Genomic DNA, 20,036 nt, shown 5'->3' with positions numbered 1-20,036 from the left:
CTTTTCATTCGGTGAACAAAAGTTGAGTGTTGCGGACTCAACTTTTGGGAATAGAATGGTGGTGAAGTTGGTTGAGCATATCAGACAACGACATATGCGCCGACGCAACCGTGCGAAAACGGACGTTCGACGCGAACCATGGAGGATGATATGGAACAGAAGTTCACCACAATGGCGCAGGAAGCCATTTCCGACGCCGTGCAGAACGCGTCGGCCGCAGGCAACGCGCAAGTCGAAACCCTGCACCTGCTCGACGCGCTGCTGCGTCAGGAAAACGGCGTGATTCGCGGACTGATCGAAGCCGCGGGTGGCAACGCGCAGAACATCAGCGCAGCCGTGCACCAAGCACAAGACGCGCTGCCGAGCGCCAGCGGATCGACCACCGCGCAGCCGCAGGTCAGCAGGCAACTGTCCGCCGTGCTTGCGCAAGCGGGCAAGGAAATGCAGCAGATGGGCGACGAATACGTCTCCACCGAACATCTGCTCATCGCCATCGCGGCGGCAAAACCAAACCAAAGCGCGCAAATCATGGAACGGTACGGCGTGACCGCCGAAGCGTTACGCAAAGCCGTGCCATCGATTCGAGGAGGCGCGAAAGTGACCAGCCCCGACGCTGAAGGCTCGTACAAAGCCCTCGAAAAGTACTCGACCGATCTGACCGCGGCCGCGAAAGAAGGCGAACTCGATCCGGTGATCGGCCGCGATCAGGAAATCCGCCGCGTGATCCAGATTCTGAGCCGCCGCACCAAAAACAACCCAGTGCTGATCGGCGAGCCGGGCGTGGGCAAAACCGCCGTGGTGGAAGGCCTCGCACAGCGCATCGTCGCCGGCGACGTGCCGACGACCTTGCAAAACAAGAAGCTCATTTCGCTTGATTTGGGCTCCATGGTGGCCGGTTCGAAATACCGTGGCGAATTCGAGGAACGCCTGAAGAGCGTGCTGCAGGAAATCAAGAACGCCGACGGGCAGATCATCACCTTCATCGATGAGATTCATACCATCGTCGGCGCGGGCGCGGCCGAAGGATCCATGGATGCGGGCAATATGCTCAAGCCCATGCTTGCGCGCGGCGAACTGCGCCTGATCGGTGCCACCACGCTCGATGAATACCGTGAGAACATCGAAAAGGACCCGGCGTTGGAACGTCGTTTCCAGCAAGTGTTCGTAGGAGAGCCGAGTGTTGAAGACACTATCGCCATTCTGCGCGGCATCGCGCCGAAATACGAAGCCCACCACAAGGTGACCATCGGCGATGACGCGCTCGTGGCCGCGGCAACGCTGTCGAACCGGTATATTTCCGGCCGTCAGCTGCCAGACAAGGCCATCGATTTGGTGGACGAGGCCGCATCGCACCTGCGCATGGAACTCGACTCCTCGCCTGAGGAAATCGACGAACTGCAACGCCAGGTCGACCGACTCAAAATGGAGAAATCATACCTGCTTGGCAATCCGAAAGACGGTGCCGCCGCAAGCAAAGCCGAAACCGAGCTTGACGAAAGCGCCAAGGAACGTCTCGACGACCTCAATAAGGAAATCGCAGACAAAAGCGAAAAACTCAACGGTCTGAAAGCACGCTGGGACGCCGAAAAGAACGGACACAACCGCATCGGCGACCTACGCAAGAAGCTCGACGAACTGCGCACCCAAGCCGAACGGTACGAGCGCGAAGGTGATCTGGCGAAATCCTCCGCCATCAACTATGGCGAAATTCCGGCCATTCAGAAGGAGATCGCACAAGCCGAACAAAACGAGGCGGTGTCCAAGAATGGTGCGGCCGGCGTGGCTGGCGACGGCGGCGCGGCGGATGACATTCCGATGGTGCCGGACCGCGTCGACGCCGATTCCGTGGCCGAAATCGTGTCCGACTGGACGGGCATTCCCGTCGGCCGCCTCATGCAAGGCGAAAACGAGAAGCTGCTGACCATGGAAGACTATCTCGGCAAGCGCGTGATCGGCCAGAAAGAAGCTATTCAAGCTGTTTCTGATGCGGTACGCCGCTCGCGCGCGGGCATTTCCGACCCGAACCGCCCGACAGGATCATTCCTGTTCCTTGGACCGACCGGCGTGGGTAAGACGGAGCTAGCCAAGGCGCTCGCCGACTTTCTGTTCGACGATGAAAAAGCCATGGTGCGCATTGACATGAGCGAGTACATGGAGAAGGCCTCCGTGTCTCGTCTGATCGGTGCTGCGCCGGGCTACATCGGCTATGAGGAGGGTGGCCAGCTGACTGAGGCCGTGCGTCGCCGCCCATATTCGGTGGTGCTGTTCGATGAGGTTGAAAAGGCCAATCCTGAAGTATTCGACGTGCTGTTGCAGGTGCTCGACGACGGCCGCTTGACCGACGGGCAGGGTCGAACCGTGGACTTCAAGAACACGATTCTGATCATGACCTCCAACCTTGGCTCGCAGTTCCTGGTGAACACCGAACTGGATGGCGAAGCCAAGAAGAAGGCCGTGATGGACGCCGTGCACATGCAGTTCAAGCCGGAATTCATCAACCGCTTGGATGAACTGGTCATGTTCCACCCGCTTACGCGCGAAGAGCTCGGCGGCATTGTGGACATTCAGGTGGCGCAGGTTTCGGCCCGCTTGGCGGATCGCCGCATCAAGCTGGATGTTACCGATTCGGCGCGCGATTGGCTCGCCAACACCGGTTACGATCCGGCGTATGGCGCTCGCCCGCTGCGTCGTTTGGTGCAAACCGAAGTCGGCGACCAATTGGCGCGCATGCTGCTGGCTGGCGAAGTGCACGACGGCGACACCGTGCTTGTGGACCAGACCGGCGGCGACCATTTGGAGCTTTCCTCGTGGGCGCCGGGGCAGATCGACGACGATTTTTCGGCAGAAGCTAAGTGACGGTCGGAGTCATGCGGCTGATCGGTTTGGCCTGACTGACTGTTGATTGGCCGAGTCGCGAAAACGGTCTAACCGTTGACGGTGGGCGGACTGCGCACATGCGGGTCCGCCCATTTTTCGTGCGATTGCGCGATTTTTTTTGCGAAAACCGTTTTACCGTGACGGTTGGCGGTCATATGCCTGCAAAACCAAGCCTGCGACCGTCAAAGCCGTCGCGCCGATCAACACGGCAATCGCAAGCTTCGGCTGAAGTCCGAAAATCAGCCACAAAGCGAACGTCCATACCGCGATGATCATCGTCACGGTTGCGGTAATCTGCGTTACCCGCGTGCGAATCTCATATGTGATGCTGGCCTGGATAAGCGTATCCATGCTTTGCTGTGTTTCTTGTGTTTCTTGCGATTGTATTTCTTGCGATTGTGCGGTCGGAATATCGCCTTCCGATGCTTTCTTTGTCATGGGACGTTGCTCGATCAGCGAAATCGCAAGCGACAGCACGACGACCATGCTTGCGAAAGCGAAATATTGATTGCGTGACCCTGCGGGGAAAATCCATGACACCACGCACGCCAGCAGGCTGTAGACGTACACGACGGTCATGGCGAGCGATAGCAGCGAATCCGCGTTGGGCATGCGGTTTTTCAGGGCGGCGGTGCCACGATTGTGCATCGGCGCGGCGCAATAGAACATGACCGGCGTGGCGATGATGGCGTGCAGCCATGGATTGGCCAGCCAGTGGGGAAGTGTGATGCCGCCGAATGTCAGCATGGTTACGGTGAATGTGGGAATGGTCAGTATGGTTGCGATGGCGAGACGCTTGGCGATGTCGCTTCGGTGTGTTGCGCCGGCTGCCTCGTCTGGATTTTCAGTGTGATTTTCGGTGTGATTCTTGGCGGGCTTTTCATCGGGGATGCGTTGGTGGGAGGGGGCTATGTCATCGTTTTCGCTTAGGAATAGCCTGAGGATGGCCCAAGTGGCCACGGCCGCCGCAACAATCACCGCCACCGTCATAAACAAATCGAATCCCATGTGTTTCCGAACCCCCGGATTGCCTCTTGAGTGCCTCTCGAATATTCAGCGTGCTCGCGTTGCCGCATGTTCGTGAGCATGCTTTCGGCTCCAAGCATAATGCAGCTGGACGCGGATGTCTTGCGAACTTTGATCTTCCATGATGTCTTGGGCATGCTGTTACATAGAACATATGTTCGACAATCCTGTGTTTGTGGTGATTCTTCTGGTGGTTGTGGCCGCGCTTGGAGCCGCGGCCGGCTTTTTTGCGGGCCGTTCCAAAGGGCAGGAAATGGCCCGTGATGCGAAAACCGCTGATCTTAACGAGGCGAAAGCGCAGATTGAAGCTGATCGGCAGGAAATCAGCGAATTGTCCACATCGGTGACCCAATACCGCACGCAGGCGGAAGGGTTAGCCCAACAGTTGACCTATCTCAAATCGCAGCTCGCGCAGGCCCAGCGGGCCGAACAGGAACGTGTGGAGCGTGAACGTGAGCGTGCCGCGGCCGAAGCGGAACGCAAGCAGGCCGAAAACGAACGAAAGCTGCAGGAGCAGAGCAAGGTATTGTCCGCGCTCGCGCCCGTGCAGAAGAACCTTGATGCCCTGCAGCAGAAGGTTTCGCAAATCGAAGAGGGTCGCAAGCGGGAAATGGGTGCGCTTGGCGAGCGGCTCAAGGGCCTTGGCGAGCAGCAGGCCCGTCTTGACCGCGAGACCAACGCCCTGTCGTCCGCATTGCGTAACAACAAGGTGCGCGGCGCGTGGGGTGAGGCGCAGTTGAGGAATATCGTGGAATCCGCCGGGCTGCTGGAGCATGTGGATTTCGATACGCAGGTGGTCGTCACCGATGCGGATGGCCGCACGCAGCGTCCGGATATGATCATCCACATGCCGGGCGGCAAAACCATTCCGATCGATGCGAAGGCCCCATATGCCGACTATCAGAAAGCGTGTGAAATTCCCGATACCGCCACGCCTGAGGAGTTGGCACGAAAGTCGGAATTGCTGCATGCGCATGCCAAGGCGGTGCGTGAGCATGTGAAAACTTTGGGCGACAAGGCCTATTGGAATGCGTTCGACGACGCGCCGGACTTCGTGATCGCCTTCATTCCCAACGAATCCTTGCTGCAGGCGGCTTTGGAAACCGATCCGACGCTGATGGACGACGCGTTTGCGCGCAAGGTTGCCTTGACTTCGCCGATTACCTTATGGGCGGTGCTGAAGTCCGTGGCGTACGCATGGCAGCAGCAAAGCCTGACCGATGACGCGAAAATGCTGTTCGACCTGTCTCGCGAATTGTATGAACGGTTCGCCGTGCTCGGGGACCGTGCCACCAAGCTGGGATCCGCCATCACCAAAACGGTCGGTGCCTACAATGCGTTCGCCTCGTCACTGGAATCGCGCGTGCTGGTCACCGCACGCAAGCTGCAGCGCGTCGACCAGAGCAGAATCATCGAACCCGTGAACATGATCGCGCCAGAAAAGGCTGATGTCCGCGAACTCAACGCTCCCGAAACCAGTGCACAGTAATCTTTGCCTGATACGTGTCGGTATGAGATAAGGTTTGACGAGCCGAAAGGATAGGCTAGGAGCATGACCGAAGAGAAGACTTTCCGTAAGACCAAGTCGGTTGCTGCGACTGCTGATGCTCCCGTTCATAGCGACATCGATTTCGCCATGCTTGAGCCGCGTGACCAGCTAAAGTCGCTGTTGCAGGCTGAAATGGCCGACAAGCCATTCTCGGAGCTTTCCTCCGTGCTGTTCGACCATCGTGGCGCTTCGATCGTTGGGCATATCCTGTTGGACACGTTGGAAGAGGCCGGTTATTCCGTAGACGATTTCGACGCGGTGGGTGCGTTGACCGCGGCCGCGGTTCCGCTGGTGTCCGCCATGATTCAGGCGGCCGCTTCGCGTGGGGAGAACCTTAACGGTTTCGTGATGGATTTCGTGTATCCGTCCATAAAGGGGCCTTCGATTGCGGGCAAGCGCGTGGTTTTGTTGGATTCCTGGCTGTCTGAAAAGTCGTATGTGCAGACGTCCTCGTTGGTTACGTTGCGCAATGGCAACGAGCTGAGCCTTGACTTCTCCGTGGTGAAAAACGAGGGCGCCGAAGTGCTTGCCGTCGCATCGCTGATTGGTGGCGTCGATATGGCGTCGCCTTCTATCAAGGTCATCAATCCGGTTGACGGAAGCGAATCCGATCTGCCGTTTGTGGAAGTATTCAAGGAATCGGAACTTCACTAAGTGTCGCGACGCTAAGTATCGAGGTACCGCAGCTTTTCGGTTGTATTGGTGGTTCGATGACGCTAAATATCGTGTTTCACGGAACGTTTCACGACTTTGCGTCTAGTTGGATTGATTAATGAGTTGTGAGGAGAAATCGCGTGCATCAGCCTAATCCCATCGATATTGCAGCGAAAGCATCCGGAGAGCCAGTCTTTCGTGAAGTGGGCGTAGGGCCGTGGGCTGAAGCGCATCTTGGCGAGCCCCGTCCGGATGATCCGCAATCGCCGAATTACGATCGTCGGTTCGACTCGTCTCTGCTTGACGAGGGTGATCGTCGCAACGTGCTTGACCGGTATCGTTACTGGACGGTTTCGGCTATCAAAGACGATCTTGACGCTCATGGGCGCCATGATTTTGAGGTTGCCGTGGAAAACTGGACGCACGATTTCAATATCGGATCGATGGTGCGCACTGCCAACGCATTTCAGGCAAAACGCGTGCATATCGTCGGTCCTCATAAGTGGAATCGCAAGGGCGCGTTGATGACGGAACTGTACCAGCATGTCGAAAACCACCCTTCCATAACCGAACTGGTCGAGTGCTGGAAGCTGCGCATTGCCGGAGAAATTGCGGCGGCACAATCGCAAGCCTCCGCAATCGCATTACATATGCACGAAAATGCGGAAAGTGGGCACGGTGCCGGTATGAACGATGCCGCCTCACTGAATGAAGGCCGTGTTGCTGAGTGTGCTCCATCTGGCATTTCAATGGATGTTTCAGCCGCAATTAGCGCTGAAAATGGGAACAAGTTGGCCTATATGACGCAGCTTGCGGCGATTGATCAGCGTATTGCCGAGCTGAAGGCTGCGCGGGTGATTGCGCTTGACATCATTCCGGGTGCGGTGCCGATGGAAACGTATTGCTTCCCAAAGCGATGCCTTATGTTGTTTGGTGCGGAAGGCCCGGGCCTGTCCGAAAAAGCGCTTGAGCTGGCGGATGACGTGGTCTACATTTCCCAATTCGGTTCGGTGCGTTCCATTAACGCCGGAGCTGCCGCTGCGGTTTCCATGCATGCCTGGATCGCTCAGCACGCCGCGCCCCAGTCCTGACCGGCTCCTATCGTTCCAAATCCTCCAGTGACTGGAAGGATCGGGACGATTAGAGGTCTGCTAGCGGGATGATTGTTCCAGTGGATGGGGGATTTGGGACTGCGCGAGTGCTTTTGGTGCGACCCTGATGTGCTTCTGATGCGCTTTTGACGGGACTTTGGTGGGACGGTGTGCTGGTGTGGCTGGGCTGTTGCTGCTGTTTCGGCGAGGCCGTTGCTGTTGGAGCATGAGGCTGGGGCGATGGGCGAAATGGGCGGGGCGCTCGTCACACAGACGCGTTAATGTTAGGGACATGCCTACTTTCACCAAAGAAGAAATCGTGCATCTGGGCGATTTGGCCCGAATTGCACTTACTGACGAGGAGATCACCCGTCTGCAGGGCGATCTGAACGTCATCGCAGAATCCATCAACAAGGTCCAGGAAGTCGCTACCGACGATGTGGAACCAACCGCGAACCCGATTCCGCTGGAAGCCTACCTGCGTCCGGATGTGCCGGAAACCCCGCTGACTCAGGAAGAGGCCACCGCGGGAGCCCCGGTTTCCGAGGCCGGCATGTTCGTTGCACCGCGCATTCTGGGGGAGGAGTGACATGAGCGAACTCGTCAAGCTTTCCGCCGCTGAGATGGCGGCCAAGATCAAGTCCAAGGAAGTCTCCAGCCGTGAGCTGGTCGAAGCGCACCTCGAAGTCATCGAGGCTGCTGAGCCGAGCATCAAGGCCTTCCTGAAGGTGTCCGGCGAACAGGCCCTCGAACAGGCCGATGCCTTCGACGCCAAGTCCGATGAGGAAAAGGCCGCACTGCCGGAACTCGCCGGTGTGCCGATCGCCATCAAAGACATGATCGTCACCAAGGGCATCGAAACCACCGCGGCCTCCAAGATCCTCGAAGGCTGGGTGCCCCCGTACGATGCCACCGTCATTGAGAAGCTCAAGGCAGCGGGCATGCCGCTGCTGGGCAAGACCAACCTCGATGAGTTCGCGCAGGGCTCCTCCACCGAGCACTCCGCCTACCAAACCACCCACAATCCGTGGGATACCGAGCGCGTTCCGGGCGGTTCCGGTGGTGGCTCCGCAGCTGCCGTGGCCGCATTCGAAGCTCCGCTCGCTCTGGGCACGGATACCGGCGGTTCCATCCGCCAGCCGGGCTCGCTGACCGGTACCGTCGGCGTCAAGCCGACCTATGGTGGCGTCTCCCGTTTCGGTGCGATCGCCATGGCTTCCTCGCTCGACCAGATCGGCCCGTGCTCCCGCACCGTGCTCGACGCGGCCCTGCTCCAGGAAGTGATCGGCGGCCACGACAAGCGTGATTCCACGTCCATTCCGGAAGGCCCGCGCCCGATGGTGGCGGCCGCCCGCGAAGGCATGAAGCGTGATCTGAAGGGCCTCAAGGTCGGTCTGATCAAGGAGCTCGGTGGCGAAGGTTTCCAGCCGGGCGTTATGGCACGTTTCAACGAAGGCGTCAAGAAGCTCGAGGAAATGGGTGCTGAGATCACCGAGGTGTCTCTGCCTCACCTGCCGTACTCCCTCGGTGCGTACTACATCATCATGCCGTCCGAGGTCAGCTCCAACCTGGCCCGTTACGATGGCATGCGTTACGGTCTGCGCGTCATGCCGCCGGCGGGTGTTCCTCAGACCGCCGCCAACATGATGGCCTACACTCGTGAAGCCGGCTTCGGCGACGAGGTCAAGCGTCGTATCATCCTCGGTACGTACGCCCTGTCCGCCGGTTATTACGATGCATGGTACGGTTCCGCGCAGAAGGTGCGCACCCTGATCATCGATGACTTCAAGAAGGCCTTCGACAAGGTCGACGTGCTTGTTGGCCCGACCAGCCCGGTCACCGCATTCAAGTTCGGTGAGAAGACTGAAGATCCGATGGCTATGTATGCCATCGATATCACCACCATTCCGGCCAACCTTGCCGGCGTTCCGGCCATGAGCATTCCTGCTGGTCTGAGCGACGACGGTTTGCCGGTCGGCTTCCAGTTCCTCGCTCCGCAGCAGCGCGACGAGGCCATGTACAAGCCTGCCGCAGCTCTTGAAGCAGCTCTCGAGGAAGACTGGAACGGTCCGATCTGGCAGTCCCTGAAAACCCCGTGGCTCGACGGCTTGAACAAGTAAGAAGCATCGGAGGAAAGAAAACAAAATGGCTGAAAAGTTGATGAAGTACGCCGATGCCGTCAAGAAATTCGACCCGGTCATCGGTCTGGAAACCCATGTTGAGCTGAGCACCACCACGAAGCTGTTCTGCCCGGCCGAAGTCTCGTTCGGCGGCGATCCGAACAGCCAGCTCACCCCGGTGAGCCTTGGTTTGCCGGGCTCTCTGCCGGTAGTCAACAAGACCGCCGTCGATTACGCGATCAAGCTGGGTCTGGCCCTGCATTGCGAAATCGCCGAATGGAGCCAGTTCGCACGTAAGAACTACTTCTACCCGGATATGCCGCGCGATTACCAGATCTCGCAGTACGACAAGCCGACCAATGGCAACGGCTATCTTGATGTGGAACTTGAGGACGGCACCGTGTTCCGCGTGCCGATCGAACGCGCCCACATCGAAGACGACGCCGGCAAGAACACCCACGTCGGTGGTGCTGACGGCCGTATCGAAGGCGCCGATCACTCCTTGGTTGATTACAACCGTGCAGGCGTGCCGCTGATCGAAATCGTGACCAAGCCGATCGAAGGCGCCGGAGACCGTGCCCCCGAAATCGCAGGCGCCTATATGCGCGCCATCCGCGACATCGTGCGTGCGTTGAACATCTCCCATGCTCGTATGGAACAGGGCAACATGCGTGCCGACGTGAACGTGTCGCTGCGCAACAGCCCGTCCGACCCGTTCGGCACCCGTTCCGAAACCAAGAACGTGAACTCGTTCCGCGGTATCGAGAAGACCATCCAGTATGAGATCCGCCGTCAGGCCGCCATCCTTTCCGAAGGCGGCGAGATTCTGCAGGAGACCCGTCACTGGGATGAGGCTTCTCAGACCACCGCCGGCGGCCGCGTGAAGTCCGACGCCGACGACTACCGCTACTTCCCGGATCCGGATTTGGTGATGCTGCACATCACCAAGGAGCACATCGAAGAGATGAAGGCCCAGATGCCGGAAATGCCGCGTGAGCGCCGCAACCGCCTGAAGGGCGAGTGGGGCTTTAACGATCTGGAGATGCGCGACGTGCTCAACGCCGACGCTCTGGATCTGCTTGAGGAAACCGTCAAGGCCGGTGCCACCGCAGCCGGTGCCAAGAAGTGGTGGCTGGGCGAGCTGAGCCGTGAAGCCAACAACAAGGGTGTGAGCCTCGAAGAGCTGCCGATCACTCCGGCCGATGTGGCTGAAGTCGAGAAGTTGATCGCCGACGGCAAGCTCAACGACAAGCTGGCCAAGCAGACCGTCGCAGGTGTGCTCGCCGGCGAGGGTACTCCGGATGAGGTCGTCAAGAAGCATGGCTTCCAGGTCGTGTCTGATGACGGCGCTCTCGAAAAGGCCGTGGATGAGGCGCTCGCAGCCAATCCTGACATCGTTGAAAAGCTCAAGAGCGGCAACATGAAGCCGATGGGTGCCATCATTGGTGCCGTCATGCGCGCTACTCGCGGTCAGGCTGACGCGAAGGCCGTTACCAAGATCGTGATGAGCAAGATTAAGTGACGTTTGCAACGTTTACTTGCGATTGCTGAATCGCACGAAAACGCACGTTCCAAAAAACTTGGGACGTGCGTTTCCTTATCTTTCCGAAAGAAAGGGAGAGCGTAATCGCCAGTTGTTTTTCTTATGATTACCAACGTGTCTTCCAATACCAAGTTATGCTGATAGAGGAAGATGTACAACGATTGCCGCCGCGCCAATTCACAGCTGACATACAGTCGGGTACAATACCCTCGGTATAGGTGCGGCGACGGTCGTGCCTGCAATGATGTAGGGGACAGGAAAATGCCAGAGAATCTTGAGGCTGCAACACAGGAGCAGTCGAATCAGCAGTCGCGTGAATTGCCGGATCGTATCGTTGTGCCGCCTATCAAGGGCGAGATGGTGCATCTGCGCCCGGCCGTGATCGAGGATCTCGACCGCATGGACGCCATCGAGGCGTACGTCGGCGCTTCCGGAATCACCGGTAAGGACCGGGTTGCCGAGCGTGGCGCGGTGCGTGCGTGGGTGCGTCGTTCCGTGGCATGGTCCCAAGGCGAGGCTCCATCCGAATCCGGTGTGGGGGACCCGGAATCACGTCGCACGATCGCATGGTCCATCGTCACTGAAGCCGATCATGATGGCGATGGTGAGATTGATGCCGCGAATTCCGACAATGTGATCGGCATGATTTTCCTGATCGATGTTGACGGTTGGGCCCGTTCCGCCCGCATTCAGGTGGTGCTTGGCAAGGATTACCGGGGCCGTGGCTATTCGCGAGACATCATGCCGCGCGTGATGGCGTACGGTCTTGCGCCGGAGCCGTCAGGCCTTGGCATGCATCGCATTTGGGTCGCCGTGCCCGAACAGAATACGCGTTCCGTGTCCGTGTACCAGTCGTTGGGATTCGTGCCTTCCGGCCGCTCCCGCGACGCCCTGTGGAACGCCTCGCAGAACCGTTACCAGGATTTGATCGTTATGGATACGCTGGTTGACGAGTTTGATCCGATCCGATCGCTTGACGCGTTCGGCATGCACGTGATCGAAGACAATCCGGGCGTCAAGGAGGCTTTGAGCGCACGTGAGCATTCGATCGCCATTCGTTTGAATAGCAAGAAGGACGTGAAGCATGATGTGGAAAGCGCGCATGGAGACGAAGCCAAGTCCGCAACCATCACGGAATCCGCGCAGGAAACAGCTTTCGGTGCGGCAGGCGAATCGAACGCACCTCAGCAGAAGCGGAAGAACGCCGAAGGCGTGAATGCTGCACGGCAAAGCGAGCGTGATGATCGCAAGCCCGTTAATGGTGATGCCGATGATCAAAACAGCTGGCCGTATACGGCTGGCGAGCGCAAGACGTCGAAGGAAGCTTGGTGGCGTACGCTCGGTCGTGGTCGCAAGCGTGATGTGGAAGGTAAGTGATGAGCGCCGAGGATCTCGATAATTACGAAACCGACGCAGAACTGGCTTTGTATAAGGAATATCGCGACGTTATTAAATTATTTACTTACGTTGTTGAGACGGAGCGTCGTTTTTATCTGGCAAATAAAGTCGATTTCAACGTGCGTTCCGCCGGTCAGGACGTGTATTTCGACGTGCGTTTGACCGACGCGTGGGTGTGGGATGTCTATCGTTCCAGCCGTTTCGTCAAGAATGTGCGTATCGTCACTTTCAAGGACGTCAATGTCGAGGAAGTGCAGAAAACCGATATCGACATTCCTGATTCCATATAGTCGATATGGTCGTGCGTGGTCGCGCATCGCTTTGCTTGGCCTGATATTGCCTTGCTTGTTTTAGACAGCTCGGCTTGGCATTGCCTGACTTGGCTTGATTTTGTAAGCATTCGCACAAGTTGCGATGTTCGTTTCCCTACCCTCGGGTAGACTATCAGGGATTTTTGTTTTCATAAGGAGACCTCAAAGTGACGCAAAAGCAATCCGTGGTGATTATCGGCGGTGGCCCTGCAGGCCTGACCGCCGCTTGGGAGCTCGTCAAGGACGGTGGCTCCGAGAACTACGACGTGACCGTGTTGGAAGCGACCCGCGAATTCGGCGGCATCTCCCGCACCGTCAAGCATGATGGCAACCGTATGGATATTGGTGGCCATCGTTTCTTCTCGAAGGACGAACGCATCATGGATTGGTGGAAGGGGGTCCTGCCGCTGCAGGGCGCGCCAAGCTATGATGACAAGAAGCTCGGTCGTGAGCACGATATGGAACCGGGCGGACCGGATCCGGAAGTCGAAGACAAGGTGATGCTCAAGCGTCATCGCGTGTCTCGTATTTACTGGAACCGCCACTTCTTTGACTACCCGATTTCCCTGAGTGCCAACACGTTGAAGGCCATGGGTCCGAAGCTTACGTTGGTTGCCGGTTTCAGCTATCTGAAGTCCATGGTGCACAAGCTGCCGGAAGACAATCTGGAGAACTTCTACATCAATCGTTTCGGCCGCAAGCTGTATTCCATGTTCTTCGAGGGGTATACCGAGAAGCTGTGGGGTCGCCATCCGTCCCAGATTTCCGCCGATTGGGGTGCGCAGCGCGTCAAGGGCCTGAGCATTATGGGCGTGCTGAAGAACGCGTTCCAGAAGCTCTTGCCGAAGAAGCGCAGCAATGCTGAGGTTGAAACCTCGCTGATTGAGGAATTCTGGTATCCGAAGTATGGTCCGGGCCAGCTGTGGGAAACCGTGGAGGCCAACTGCGAGGCCGCGGGCGTGAAAGTCATTACCGATGCCAATGTGGTGGAGATTCGCCAGGCTGACGGCAAGATCGCTTCCGTGGTGTATGAGGATTCCGAAGGCAATCGTACCGAAATGGCTGCGGACGACTTCATTTCTTCCATGCCGGTCAAGGATCTCATCAACGCCGTGGATGCTTCCAGCAAGCCCGCGCCGAAGGATATGACCGAAATCGCTAACGGCCTGCCGTACCGTGATTTCGTGACCGTCGGTCTGCTCGTCAATCATCTGCGCTTGCCGAACACCACCGACATTCCCACCCTTGGCAATCCGCCGATCGTGCCTGATTGCTGGATTTATGTGCAGGATCCGGGCTATAAGGTCGGCCGCCTGCAGATCTTCAACAACTGGAGCCCGTATCTGGTTAAGGATGTTGACAACACCGTGTGGATCGGCCTTGAATACTTCTGCGAGGAGGGTGATTCCTTCTGGAACATGTCTGACGAGGAGGCGAAGAAGTTCGCCATCCAGGAGCTCACCCGCATGCAGATCATCAACGGCCCGCAGGACGTGATCGATTCCCATCGTGAGCGCGTGAAGAAGGCGTATCCGGCCTACTTCGACACGTACGACCGCATGTCTGAGCTCGTGGAATACCTTGATTCCTTCGGTAATCTGTACTGTGTCGGCCGTAACGGCCAGCACCGCTACAACAACATGGATCATTCCATGGCAACCGCCATCGAGGCCGTCGGCAATATCAAGAATGGCAAGACGTCCAAGAAGAACGTGTGGTCCGTCAATACCGACAAGAGCTACCACGAGGAAAAGTAAGTTTCAGTAAGTCCTACATGCTGTTGTTGCTGGCAAAGACCCGTCGTGTGATCGCATGACGGGTCTTTTGCATTGTGATTTGTGATTTGCGGTTGGCGTGAATACGTTGGCACGCCTGCGTTGCGTTGGTCTGGATAACGTTGTATGGTTAGGGAAGTTCGAAAACCGTGATATTTCGCGGCGGACTTTCAGTGGCGGAACATTTCCGTATCTCTTTTTTACAGCTGTCGCGGGCGTGTGCCTGCGGAAGCTAAGGAAAGGCAAAACCAGTGGCAACCAGCCCGAATCTTGAAGATATGAAACTGCCTGAGCTCAAGGAGCTCGCCAAGCAGATGGGCCTTCGTGGCACCTCCACCATGCGTAAGCCGGAACTTATCGCGACGCTTCAGGCCGCTCGTTCCGGCGGCGAGGCGCCGGCCGGCGTGACCGTCCGCGCCCCGAAGTCCGCAGCGTCCGCCGCTTCGGCTGCACCGGCAGCTCAGACCGCAATTCCATCCGCAGACGCTGAGGTCGCGGCTGGTAAGGCCGAAGAGGCCGGTAAGCCTGCTGAGGCTGCCGAAGTCAAGGCCGATGATGTTGAGAATTCCGAAAAACCGGCTTCCAGAACCTCTAGAAGGACCCGCGTCGAGCGCACTGATCGTTCCGAGCGCTCCAGCCGCCGTAAGCAGGCTGAAGCGCCGGCAAGCGAGGATACTGCGGACGTTATGGCCGCTGTGAACGCTTTGGACAGCCTCGACGAGACTCCGAAGCGCCGTCGTCGCCGTGATACGGAATCAGCCACCGATCTGCTTGCCGAATTGGGATTGGATGATGCTTCGCCGAAGCAGGACGACCGTCGTCGCTATCGCAAGGATGATGAGGCCGATGCCGAGCCACGTCGCCGTCGCCGTGCGGTGGAGGAGTTGAAGGATGAGGATGTCGTGCGTGATCTCGACGATATTCTCGCCACGTTGCCTTCGCAGGGCAACGAGGACAACGAGCGCCATGACGAAACCGAGGATGGTGATTTCGCGCGTCGTGGCCGTGGCCGTGCCAGCGACAGGGGCGATCGTATGGATCGTCGCGGACGCCGTCTGCGCGGACGTGACCGCGATTATGACGAGCGTGACGATCGCCGTGGCCGTAACAGCGAGCGTAATGATCGTAATGATCGTGCCGACCGTAACGAGCGCACGGATCGCAATGTCGAACGCGAACAGCGCCACGAGGAACCGAAAGAGGATCTCGTGCCAGTCGCAGGCATCGTCGACGTGCTCGATTCCTACGCTTTCGTGCGTACTTCCGGCTATCTGCCGGGCCCGAACGACGTGTACGTTTCCATGGGACAGGTCAAGAAGTATGGCCTGCGCAAGGGCGATGCGGTGCATGGTTCCATCCGCACCCCGCGTGAGGGCGACCGCCGTAACCAGCGTCAGAAGTTCGTACCCCTGCAGTCCATCGACTCCATCAACGGCATGACCGTCGAGGCCGCGCAGAACCGTCCGCAGTTTAACAAGCTCACCCCGCTGTATCCGCAGGAGCGTCTGAAGCAGGAAACCGCGCCGAACAAGCTCACCGGTCGCCTCATCGACATTGTGGCGCCGATCGGCAAGGGACAGCGTGGTCTGATCGTGTCTCCACCGAAGGCCGGCAAGACCATCACCCTGCAGAACATCGCCAACGCGATCGCCACCAACAATCCGGAAGTTCACCTGATGGTCGTGCTCGTGGACGAACGTCCGGAAGAGGTCACCGATATGGAACGCACGGTGCAGGGCGAAGTGATTTCCTCCACCTTCGACCGCCCGGCCTCCGACCACACCACCGTCGCCGAACTCGCCATCGAGCGTGCGAAGCGTCTCGTGGAGCTCGGTCAGGACGTGGTGGTGCTGCTCGACTCCATGACCCGTCTGGCCCGTGCCTACAATATCGCGGCCCCGGCTTCCGTCCGTATCCTGTCCGGCGGTGTTGACGCCCAAGCGCTGTATCCGCCGAAGAAGTTCTTCGGCGCCGCCCGCAACATCGAAAACGGCGGTTCCCTGACCATCATCTCCTCCGCTCTGGTGGAAACCGGTTCCAAGATGGACGAGGTGATTTTCGAGGAGTTCAAGGGCACCGGCAACATGGAACTGCGTCTGAGCCGCGAACTGGCAGACAAGCGCCTGTTCCCGGCCATCGACGTGAACGCTTCTGGCACCCGCCGCGAGGAGCTTATCACCGATCCGCAGGAACTGCCGATCATCTACCGTCTGCGCCGACTGCTTGGCGGTCTCGAGCCTGAGCAGGCCTACCAGACGCTCGTGCCGCGTCTGAAGAAGACCGCGACCAACCGTGACTTCATGGCGTCGCTGATCCAGCAAAGCGGCAATGCCGCGAATAACGGCAGTAATTGAGCGCAATTAGTTGCGAGTGATCGCAATTTGCGGTAAGCAAGCCAAGGGTCGTATGACAATCGTCATACGACCCTTTCGCATAGCCGCAAGGTATTGCGGATGCGTGGGTGATCACGTTGTGGACATGCGATACATAAATTCCGACATGCTAAAAAATACGAAAGCAAAAGTTGAAAGACGAAAAACGTATTGCCTTACAAGAGGAGATGTGTAAAAAATAAAAAACAAGTGATTGAAAAACGAAATTCGTCGGAAACGTTACGAAAACGCGGTTGACGGATTGTGTGTTGGGGTGGATATGGTAATAGACGAACTGTGAGCTGCATAGGGGAGTCGGTCCCGCCGGGCCGATGCAGAATGCTTGTTGGAAAGGGGTATGTATGACAGGCAACGGCAACGAACCCGACACTACGCACGCGAACGTGGGCCAATTCGACGACATCGACGAGACCATTCTCCGCATGTTGGAGGAGGATGGCCGCGCCACGCTGTCCCAGCTTTCGGACGCTACGGGACTGTCGATTTCCGCGGTGCAGTCGCGCGTACAGAAGTTGGAACGTCGCGATGTGATTCTCGGCTACAAGGCCGTCATTGACGATGAGAGGCGCGGGCTTGCCGTGCGTGCCTACATTGCGGTTACGCCGATCGACTATTCCAAGGAATCCGAGATTCCCGACAAGTTGCAGGATATCGATGGCATTATGTCGTGCGATTCCGTTGCCGGTTCTCCCAGCTACATGCTGACGGTGCGCGCGGCCTCGCCAGGCAAGCTTGAGGATCTGCTGAATGTCATTCATCAGACGGTGCCGGTGAGCACGGAAACCACGATTGTGCTGCAACGGTACTTCTCCAAGTGACATTCGCGCGGTAGTCTTGTACGCATGAGCGATAGCGAACACGACTGGCTTCGGCCAGAAGAAGAACACGAAACCGAAACCATCATCGATGCAAGTACCGCGCAAAGCAATCCTGAGGTCGCCGACGCCGTGGCGAAAATCGCCGCGTTGCGCCAGTCGATCGACAATGTCGATACGGCCATGGTCTCCCTGCTGGCGGAACGCTTCAAATACACGTCTCAAGTGGGCGTGCTGAAGGCGCGTGCGGGCTTCGCGCCGGCCGATTACAAGCGTGAAGATTACCAGATCAAGCGTCTGCATCGCATTGCCGTCGACGCGGGTCTTGACCCCGATATCGCCGAAATGTACCGCGAATTCGTGGTGACCGAAGCTAAGCGCAGGCATAAGCGCATCGCCGAAAACGGTGGAGATCCGGGCGTGCTCGACGTATTCGCCTGACCTGTCTGTTTTCGGCGGAAAACAAGTATTTCGGGGCATGCCGGGCGCTACATTGAATGCTTTGGAAAGTATTTCAGGCATTTGTAATTGCGATTGCGAGGTCCGGCATGCGTCACGCACTTACGATTCATCCACGGGACGTCCGTCGCCATCTTTCCGCGGCTACTGCTGTGGCGCTTGTCGCCGCGATTCCGGTCGTGGCCGTCGATGCGGCCAATGTGGCGACGTTCGTGCGGCAGAACAGGCAATATGCGGTCGAAGCGACGCAAAGTGACGTGATGAGCGCGTATGAATCCATCGACAAGCCTGGCCGTCTTTTCCTGACTCAAAGCGGAACTTCTGCATCGTACGCATCACAGCGCGTTCCCAAAGGCACTGTGGCAATGCCGTGGAAAGTGTCCGCCACATTCACTCTTGACGGTCCCAATGTGAGCGCTTCCGAAATTTCCGGCGCTTCCGGAATGGTTGGCGTTCGCATCGCCCTGCATGCCGTTGATGCCGACAAAACGGCCGATTTGACACCGATCGTCGCTTTCACCATCCCCAGCCGCGTCGGCAATGACGTGACCGCTGATGACGGTGTGGCCGTTTCGTCGGACAACACTTCGACACTGGTGGCCGCAGCCGGCAAACCCGGTGAGGATCTAACATTTAACACGTATGTGACGGCGAATCGCTTCTCCATGAGCTCGCTAGCCGTCGCCGCGGTGGATGGCGATGCCGCCCAATCGCTGCCTGATCTCACCAAGCGTGCGGCGACGCTGGTGGACGAGTTGACCAACGTTGGTTCGCAGTACAATCGCAAGCTCATTTCTCAACTGGAAAAGCTTCGGGACAACGAAAAAGCGATTGCCAAACAGACCATCTCAACGCGTTCCAAAGCGCATGAGCAGGCGTTCGACACCTATGTCGAGGCGTATGTCGGCTCGTATACCACGCATCTGTCCGGCTCACTCGGCAATTCCACGCAGCTGTCCGCCATTCTCGGCACCGCATCCGAGTTGAACGGCGACACCCCTGTAGCCAAGTCCGTGGCGGATCTTGCCAACGCCGTCAACGACGTGAGCGCCGCCTACCGACATATTGGTGCCGCTGATGCGGTCGACGAGGTGATCCGCACCATCGAACAGCGCGGCACATCCGGGCTGGTGAGAGAGCTAGGCAAACGCGCGGGTGAGGAGCAGCAGCGCGGCTCCAAGGATTACAGCGTCGGCCAGTCACAGCTGTCCTCCGCGATGATTCCGTATTCGATGGACTTCACCGACGCATACACGGCTCGACTCAAGGAACTGGGCGCCACCACCGGCACCGCATCCGAATACGAAAACCAGGCGATCGCCGACGTGCGTGCCGGCATCAAGGGCAATGAGAAGCTCAAAACCGCATCCGACAAGGTCTCCGCCGCGATGACTGCGTTGGCGGACGCTAGCGAGCACATCGGGCAGGCTAGCGCGTTCCATCAGATCATCGTGCGGTTTGCTGACCATCTGGATTCGGATGACGAGACATCGGATTCCGACGCTGCTGACGGCTCTTCGGTGCTTGATTCAATGCACGCCGTTTCGGCTGGGCATGCGTTGTGCGCGAAGGCCGAGAAGTCGCGCGCCAAGGCTCAGCACAAGGCGGAACGGGTGCAGGCCAAGGGCGATGCCGCCGATTCCTCCAGCTTGGTTGACGACAAGAACGCCATCAGCATGGACGATGTGATGAGCTATGCGGGTGGATTGCGCCCGTCATTCGGCGCGGCCGCGGACGCCACGTCGAAGAACGTGGCGAAGGTTGGGGGAGTGGATGGCTCCACGAAGAAGGGCGATTCCGCCGCTTCGGATGGCGGTTCCGAATCCACCGGCTCGATGCCGATTTCGGGCTACGGTTTGGCGAAAAGTGAGTTTGCGCCAAATAATGGCGATTTGATCGACGAGACGGTTGAGTTGGCTACCGCGGCCGAGATTTTGGACGGTGCGATGCAGTCTGGACTGTCGGCTGGCTCCGCAAAGGCGACTGGCGTCACGCAGTATTTGCTGGCTGTCCCGATACTGTAGA

At 58.1% G+C, this 20,036-nt stretch carries 15 protein-coding genes; 14 read left to right on the top strand and 1 reads right to left on the bottom strand.

Annotated features, from left to right (window positions below; translation table 11 throughout):
• The first annotated feature begins 150 nt into the window (after positions 1-150).
• Entirely contained in the window at positions 151-2,856 is a 2,706-nt protein-coding gene (gene clpB, locus AH68_RS08825) for an ATP-dependent chaperone ClpB (RefSeq protein ID WP_039199309.1), read from the top strand.
• Positions 2,857-3,009: 153 nt separating this feature from the next.
• Here clpB and AH68_RS08820 read toward each other — a convergent pair whose 3' ends face one another.
• Positions 3,010-3,885, bottom strand: a complete 876-nt coding sequence (locus AH68_RS08820; RefSeq protein ID WP_039199307.1) for a copper-transporting ATPase — start codon at positions 3,883-3,885, stop codon at positions 3,010-3,012.
• Positions 3,886-4,057: 172 nt separating this feature from the next.
• Here AH68_RS08820 and AH68_RS08815 point away from each other — a divergent pair, with 172 nt between their 5' ends.
• From AH68_RS08815 to AH68_RS08755, 13 genes are all read left to right on the top strand, one after another.
• The gene (locus tag AH68_RS08815; RefSeq protein ID WP_039199305.1) at positions 4,058-5,392 is read left to right on the top strand and encodes a DNA recombination protein RmuC; all 1,335 of its coding nucleotides are present in this window, start codon (positions 4,058-4,060) and stop codon (positions 5,390-5,392) included.
• Between the two features lie 63 nt (positions 5,393-5,455).
• Positions 5,456-6,106 (top strand): type I phosphoribosyltransferase, encoded by a 651-nt coding sequence (locus AH68_RS08810; RefSeq protein ID WP_039199302.1) that lies wholly within the window; start codon positions 5,456-5,458, stop codon positions 6,104-6,106.
• Between the two features lie 407 nt (positions 6,107-6,513).
• Complete coding sequence (locus AH68_RS08805; RefSeq protein WP_395947839.1) at positions 6,514-7,197, top strand: TrmH family RNA methyltransferase; 684 nt, start codon at positions 6,514-6,516, stop codon at positions 7,195-7,197.
• A gap of 292 nt (positions 7,198-7,489) precedes the next feature.
• On the top strand, positions 7,490-7,786 hold the full coding sequence (gene gatC, locus AH68_RS08800; protein ID WP_003833990.1) for an Asp-tRNA(Asn)/Glu-tRNA(Gln) amidotransferase subunit GatC: 297 nt from the start codon (positions 7,490-7,492) through the stop codon (positions 7,784-7,786).
• Position 7,787: 1 nt separating this feature from the next.
• Positions 7,788-9,317 carry an Asp-tRNA(Asn)/Glu-tRNA(Gln) amidotransferase subunit GatA gene (gene gatA / locus AH68_RS08795; RefSeq protein WP_039199299.1) on the top strand — a complete coding sequence of 510 codons (1,530 nt, stop codon included), beginning with the start codon at positions 7,788-7,790 and terminating at the stop codon, positions 9,315-9,317.
• Between the two features lie 25 nt (positions 9,318-9,342).
• Complete coding sequence (gatB, locus tag AH68_RS08790; protein WP_003833994.1) at positions 9,343-10,839, top strand: Asp-tRNA(Asn)/Glu-tRNA(Gln) amidotransferase subunit GatB; 1,497 nt, start codon at positions 9,343-9,345, stop codon at positions 10,837-10,839.
• Positions 10,840-11,121: 282 nt separating this feature from the next.
• Complete coding sequence (locus tag AH68_RS08785; RefSeq protein ID WP_039199297.1) at positions 11,122-12,237, top strand: GNAT family N-acetyltransferase; 1,116 nt, start codon at positions 11,122-11,124, stop codon at positions 12,235-12,237.
• Positions 12,237-12,548: a DUF2469 domain-containing protein gene (locus AH68_RS08780; RefSeq protein WP_003833998.1), complete on the top strand. Its 312-nt coding sequence runs from the start codon at positions 12,237-12,239 to the stop codon at positions 12,546-12,548. Before AH68_RS08785 ends, AH68_RS08780 begins: the two co-directional genes overlap by 1 nt.
• Before the next feature lie 188 nt (positions 12,549-12,736).
• Positions 12,737-14,326, top strand: coding sequence for an NAD(P)/FAD-dependent oxidoreductase (locus AH68_RS08775; protein ID WP_039199296.1), 1,590 nt, complete (start codon positions 12,737-12,739; stop codon positions 14,324-14,326).
• Between the two features lie 269 nt (positions 14,327-14,595).
• Complete coding sequence (rho, locus tag AH68_RS08770) at positions 14,596-16,698, top strand: transcription termination factor Rho (RefSeq protein WP_039199294.1); 2,103 nt, start codon at positions 14,596-14,598, stop codon at positions 16,696-16,698.
• A 380-nt stretch (positions 16,699-17,078) separates the two neighbouring features.
• On the top strand, positions 17,079-17,555 hold the full coding sequence (locus AH68_RS08765; protein ID WP_039199292.1) for an Lrp/AsnC family transcriptional regulator: 477 nt from the start codon (positions 17,079-17,081) through the stop codon (positions 17,553-17,555).
• Positions 17,556-17,579: 24 nt separating this feature from the next.
• Positions 17,580-17,993, top strand: a complete 414-nt coding sequence (locus AH68_RS08760; protein WP_039199290.1) for a chorismate mutase — start codon at positions 17,580-17,582, stop codon at positions 17,991-17,993.
• Between the two features lie 107 nt (positions 17,994-18,100).
• Positions 18,101-20,035, top strand: a complete 1,935-nt coding sequence (locus AH68_RS08755; RefSeq protein ID WP_236682400.1) for a hypothetical protein — start codon at positions 18,101-18,103, stop codon at positions 20,033-20,035.
• Position 20,036 lies beyond the last annotated feature (1 nt).

It is taken from the genome of Bifidobacterium catenulatum PV20-2 (assembly GCF_000800455.1).
Taxonomy (GTDB): domain Bacteria; phylum Actinomycetota; class Actinomycetes; order Actinomycetales; family Bifidobacteriaceae; genus Bifidobacterium; species Bifidobacterium kashiwanohense_A.
Note: the sequence above shows the minus strand (reverse complement) of the source record. Positions and strands in the feature narration are given on the sequence as shown.

Coding starts and splice junctions, on each gene's coding strand:
- AH68_RS08820 (WP_039199307.1), bottom strand. CDS start 3,885: ATGGGATTCGATTTGTTTATGACGGTGGCGGTGATTGTTGCGGCGGCC.
- AH68_RS08765 (WP_039199292.1), top strand. CDS start 17,079: ATGACAGGCAACGGCAACGAACCCGACACTACGCACGCGAACGTGGGC.
- AH68_RS08815 (WP_039199305.1), top strand. CDS start 4,058: ATGTTCGACAATCCTGTGTTTGTGGTGATTCTTCTGGTGGTTGTGGCC.
- clpB (WP_039199309.1), top strand. CDS start 151: ATGGAACAGAAGTTCACCACAATGGCGCAGGAAGCCATTTCCGACGCC.
- AH68_RS08780 (WP_003833998.1), top strand. CDS start 12,237: ATGAGCGCCGAGGATCTCGATAATTACGAAACCGACGCAGAACTGGCT.
- gatA (WP_039199299.1), top strand. CDS start 7,788: ATGAGCGAACTCGTCAAGCTTTCCGCCGCTGAGATGGCGGCCAAGATC.
- gatC (WP_003833990.1), top strand. CDS start 7,490: ATGCCTACTTTCACCAAAGAAGAAATCGTGCATCTGGGCGATTTGGCC.
- AH68_RS08760 (WP_039199290.1), top strand. CDS start 17,580: ATGAGCGATAGCGAACACGACTGGCTTCGGCCAGAAGAAGAACACGAA.
- AH68_RS08810 (WP_039199302.1), top strand. CDS start 5,456: ATGACCGAAGAGAAGACTTTCCGTAAGACCAAGTCGGTTGCTGCGACT.
- AH68_RS08755 (WP_236682400.1), top strand. CDS start 18,101: ATGCGTCACGCACTTACGATTCATCCACGGGACGTCCGTCGCCATCTT.
- AH68_RS08785 (WP_039199297.1), top strand. CDS start 11,122: ATGCCAGAGAATCTTGAGGCTGCAACACAGGAGCAGTCGAATCAGCAG.
- gatB (WP_003833994.1), top strand. CDS start 9,343: ATGGCTGAAAAGTTGATGAAGTACGCCGATGCCGTCAAGAAATTCGAC.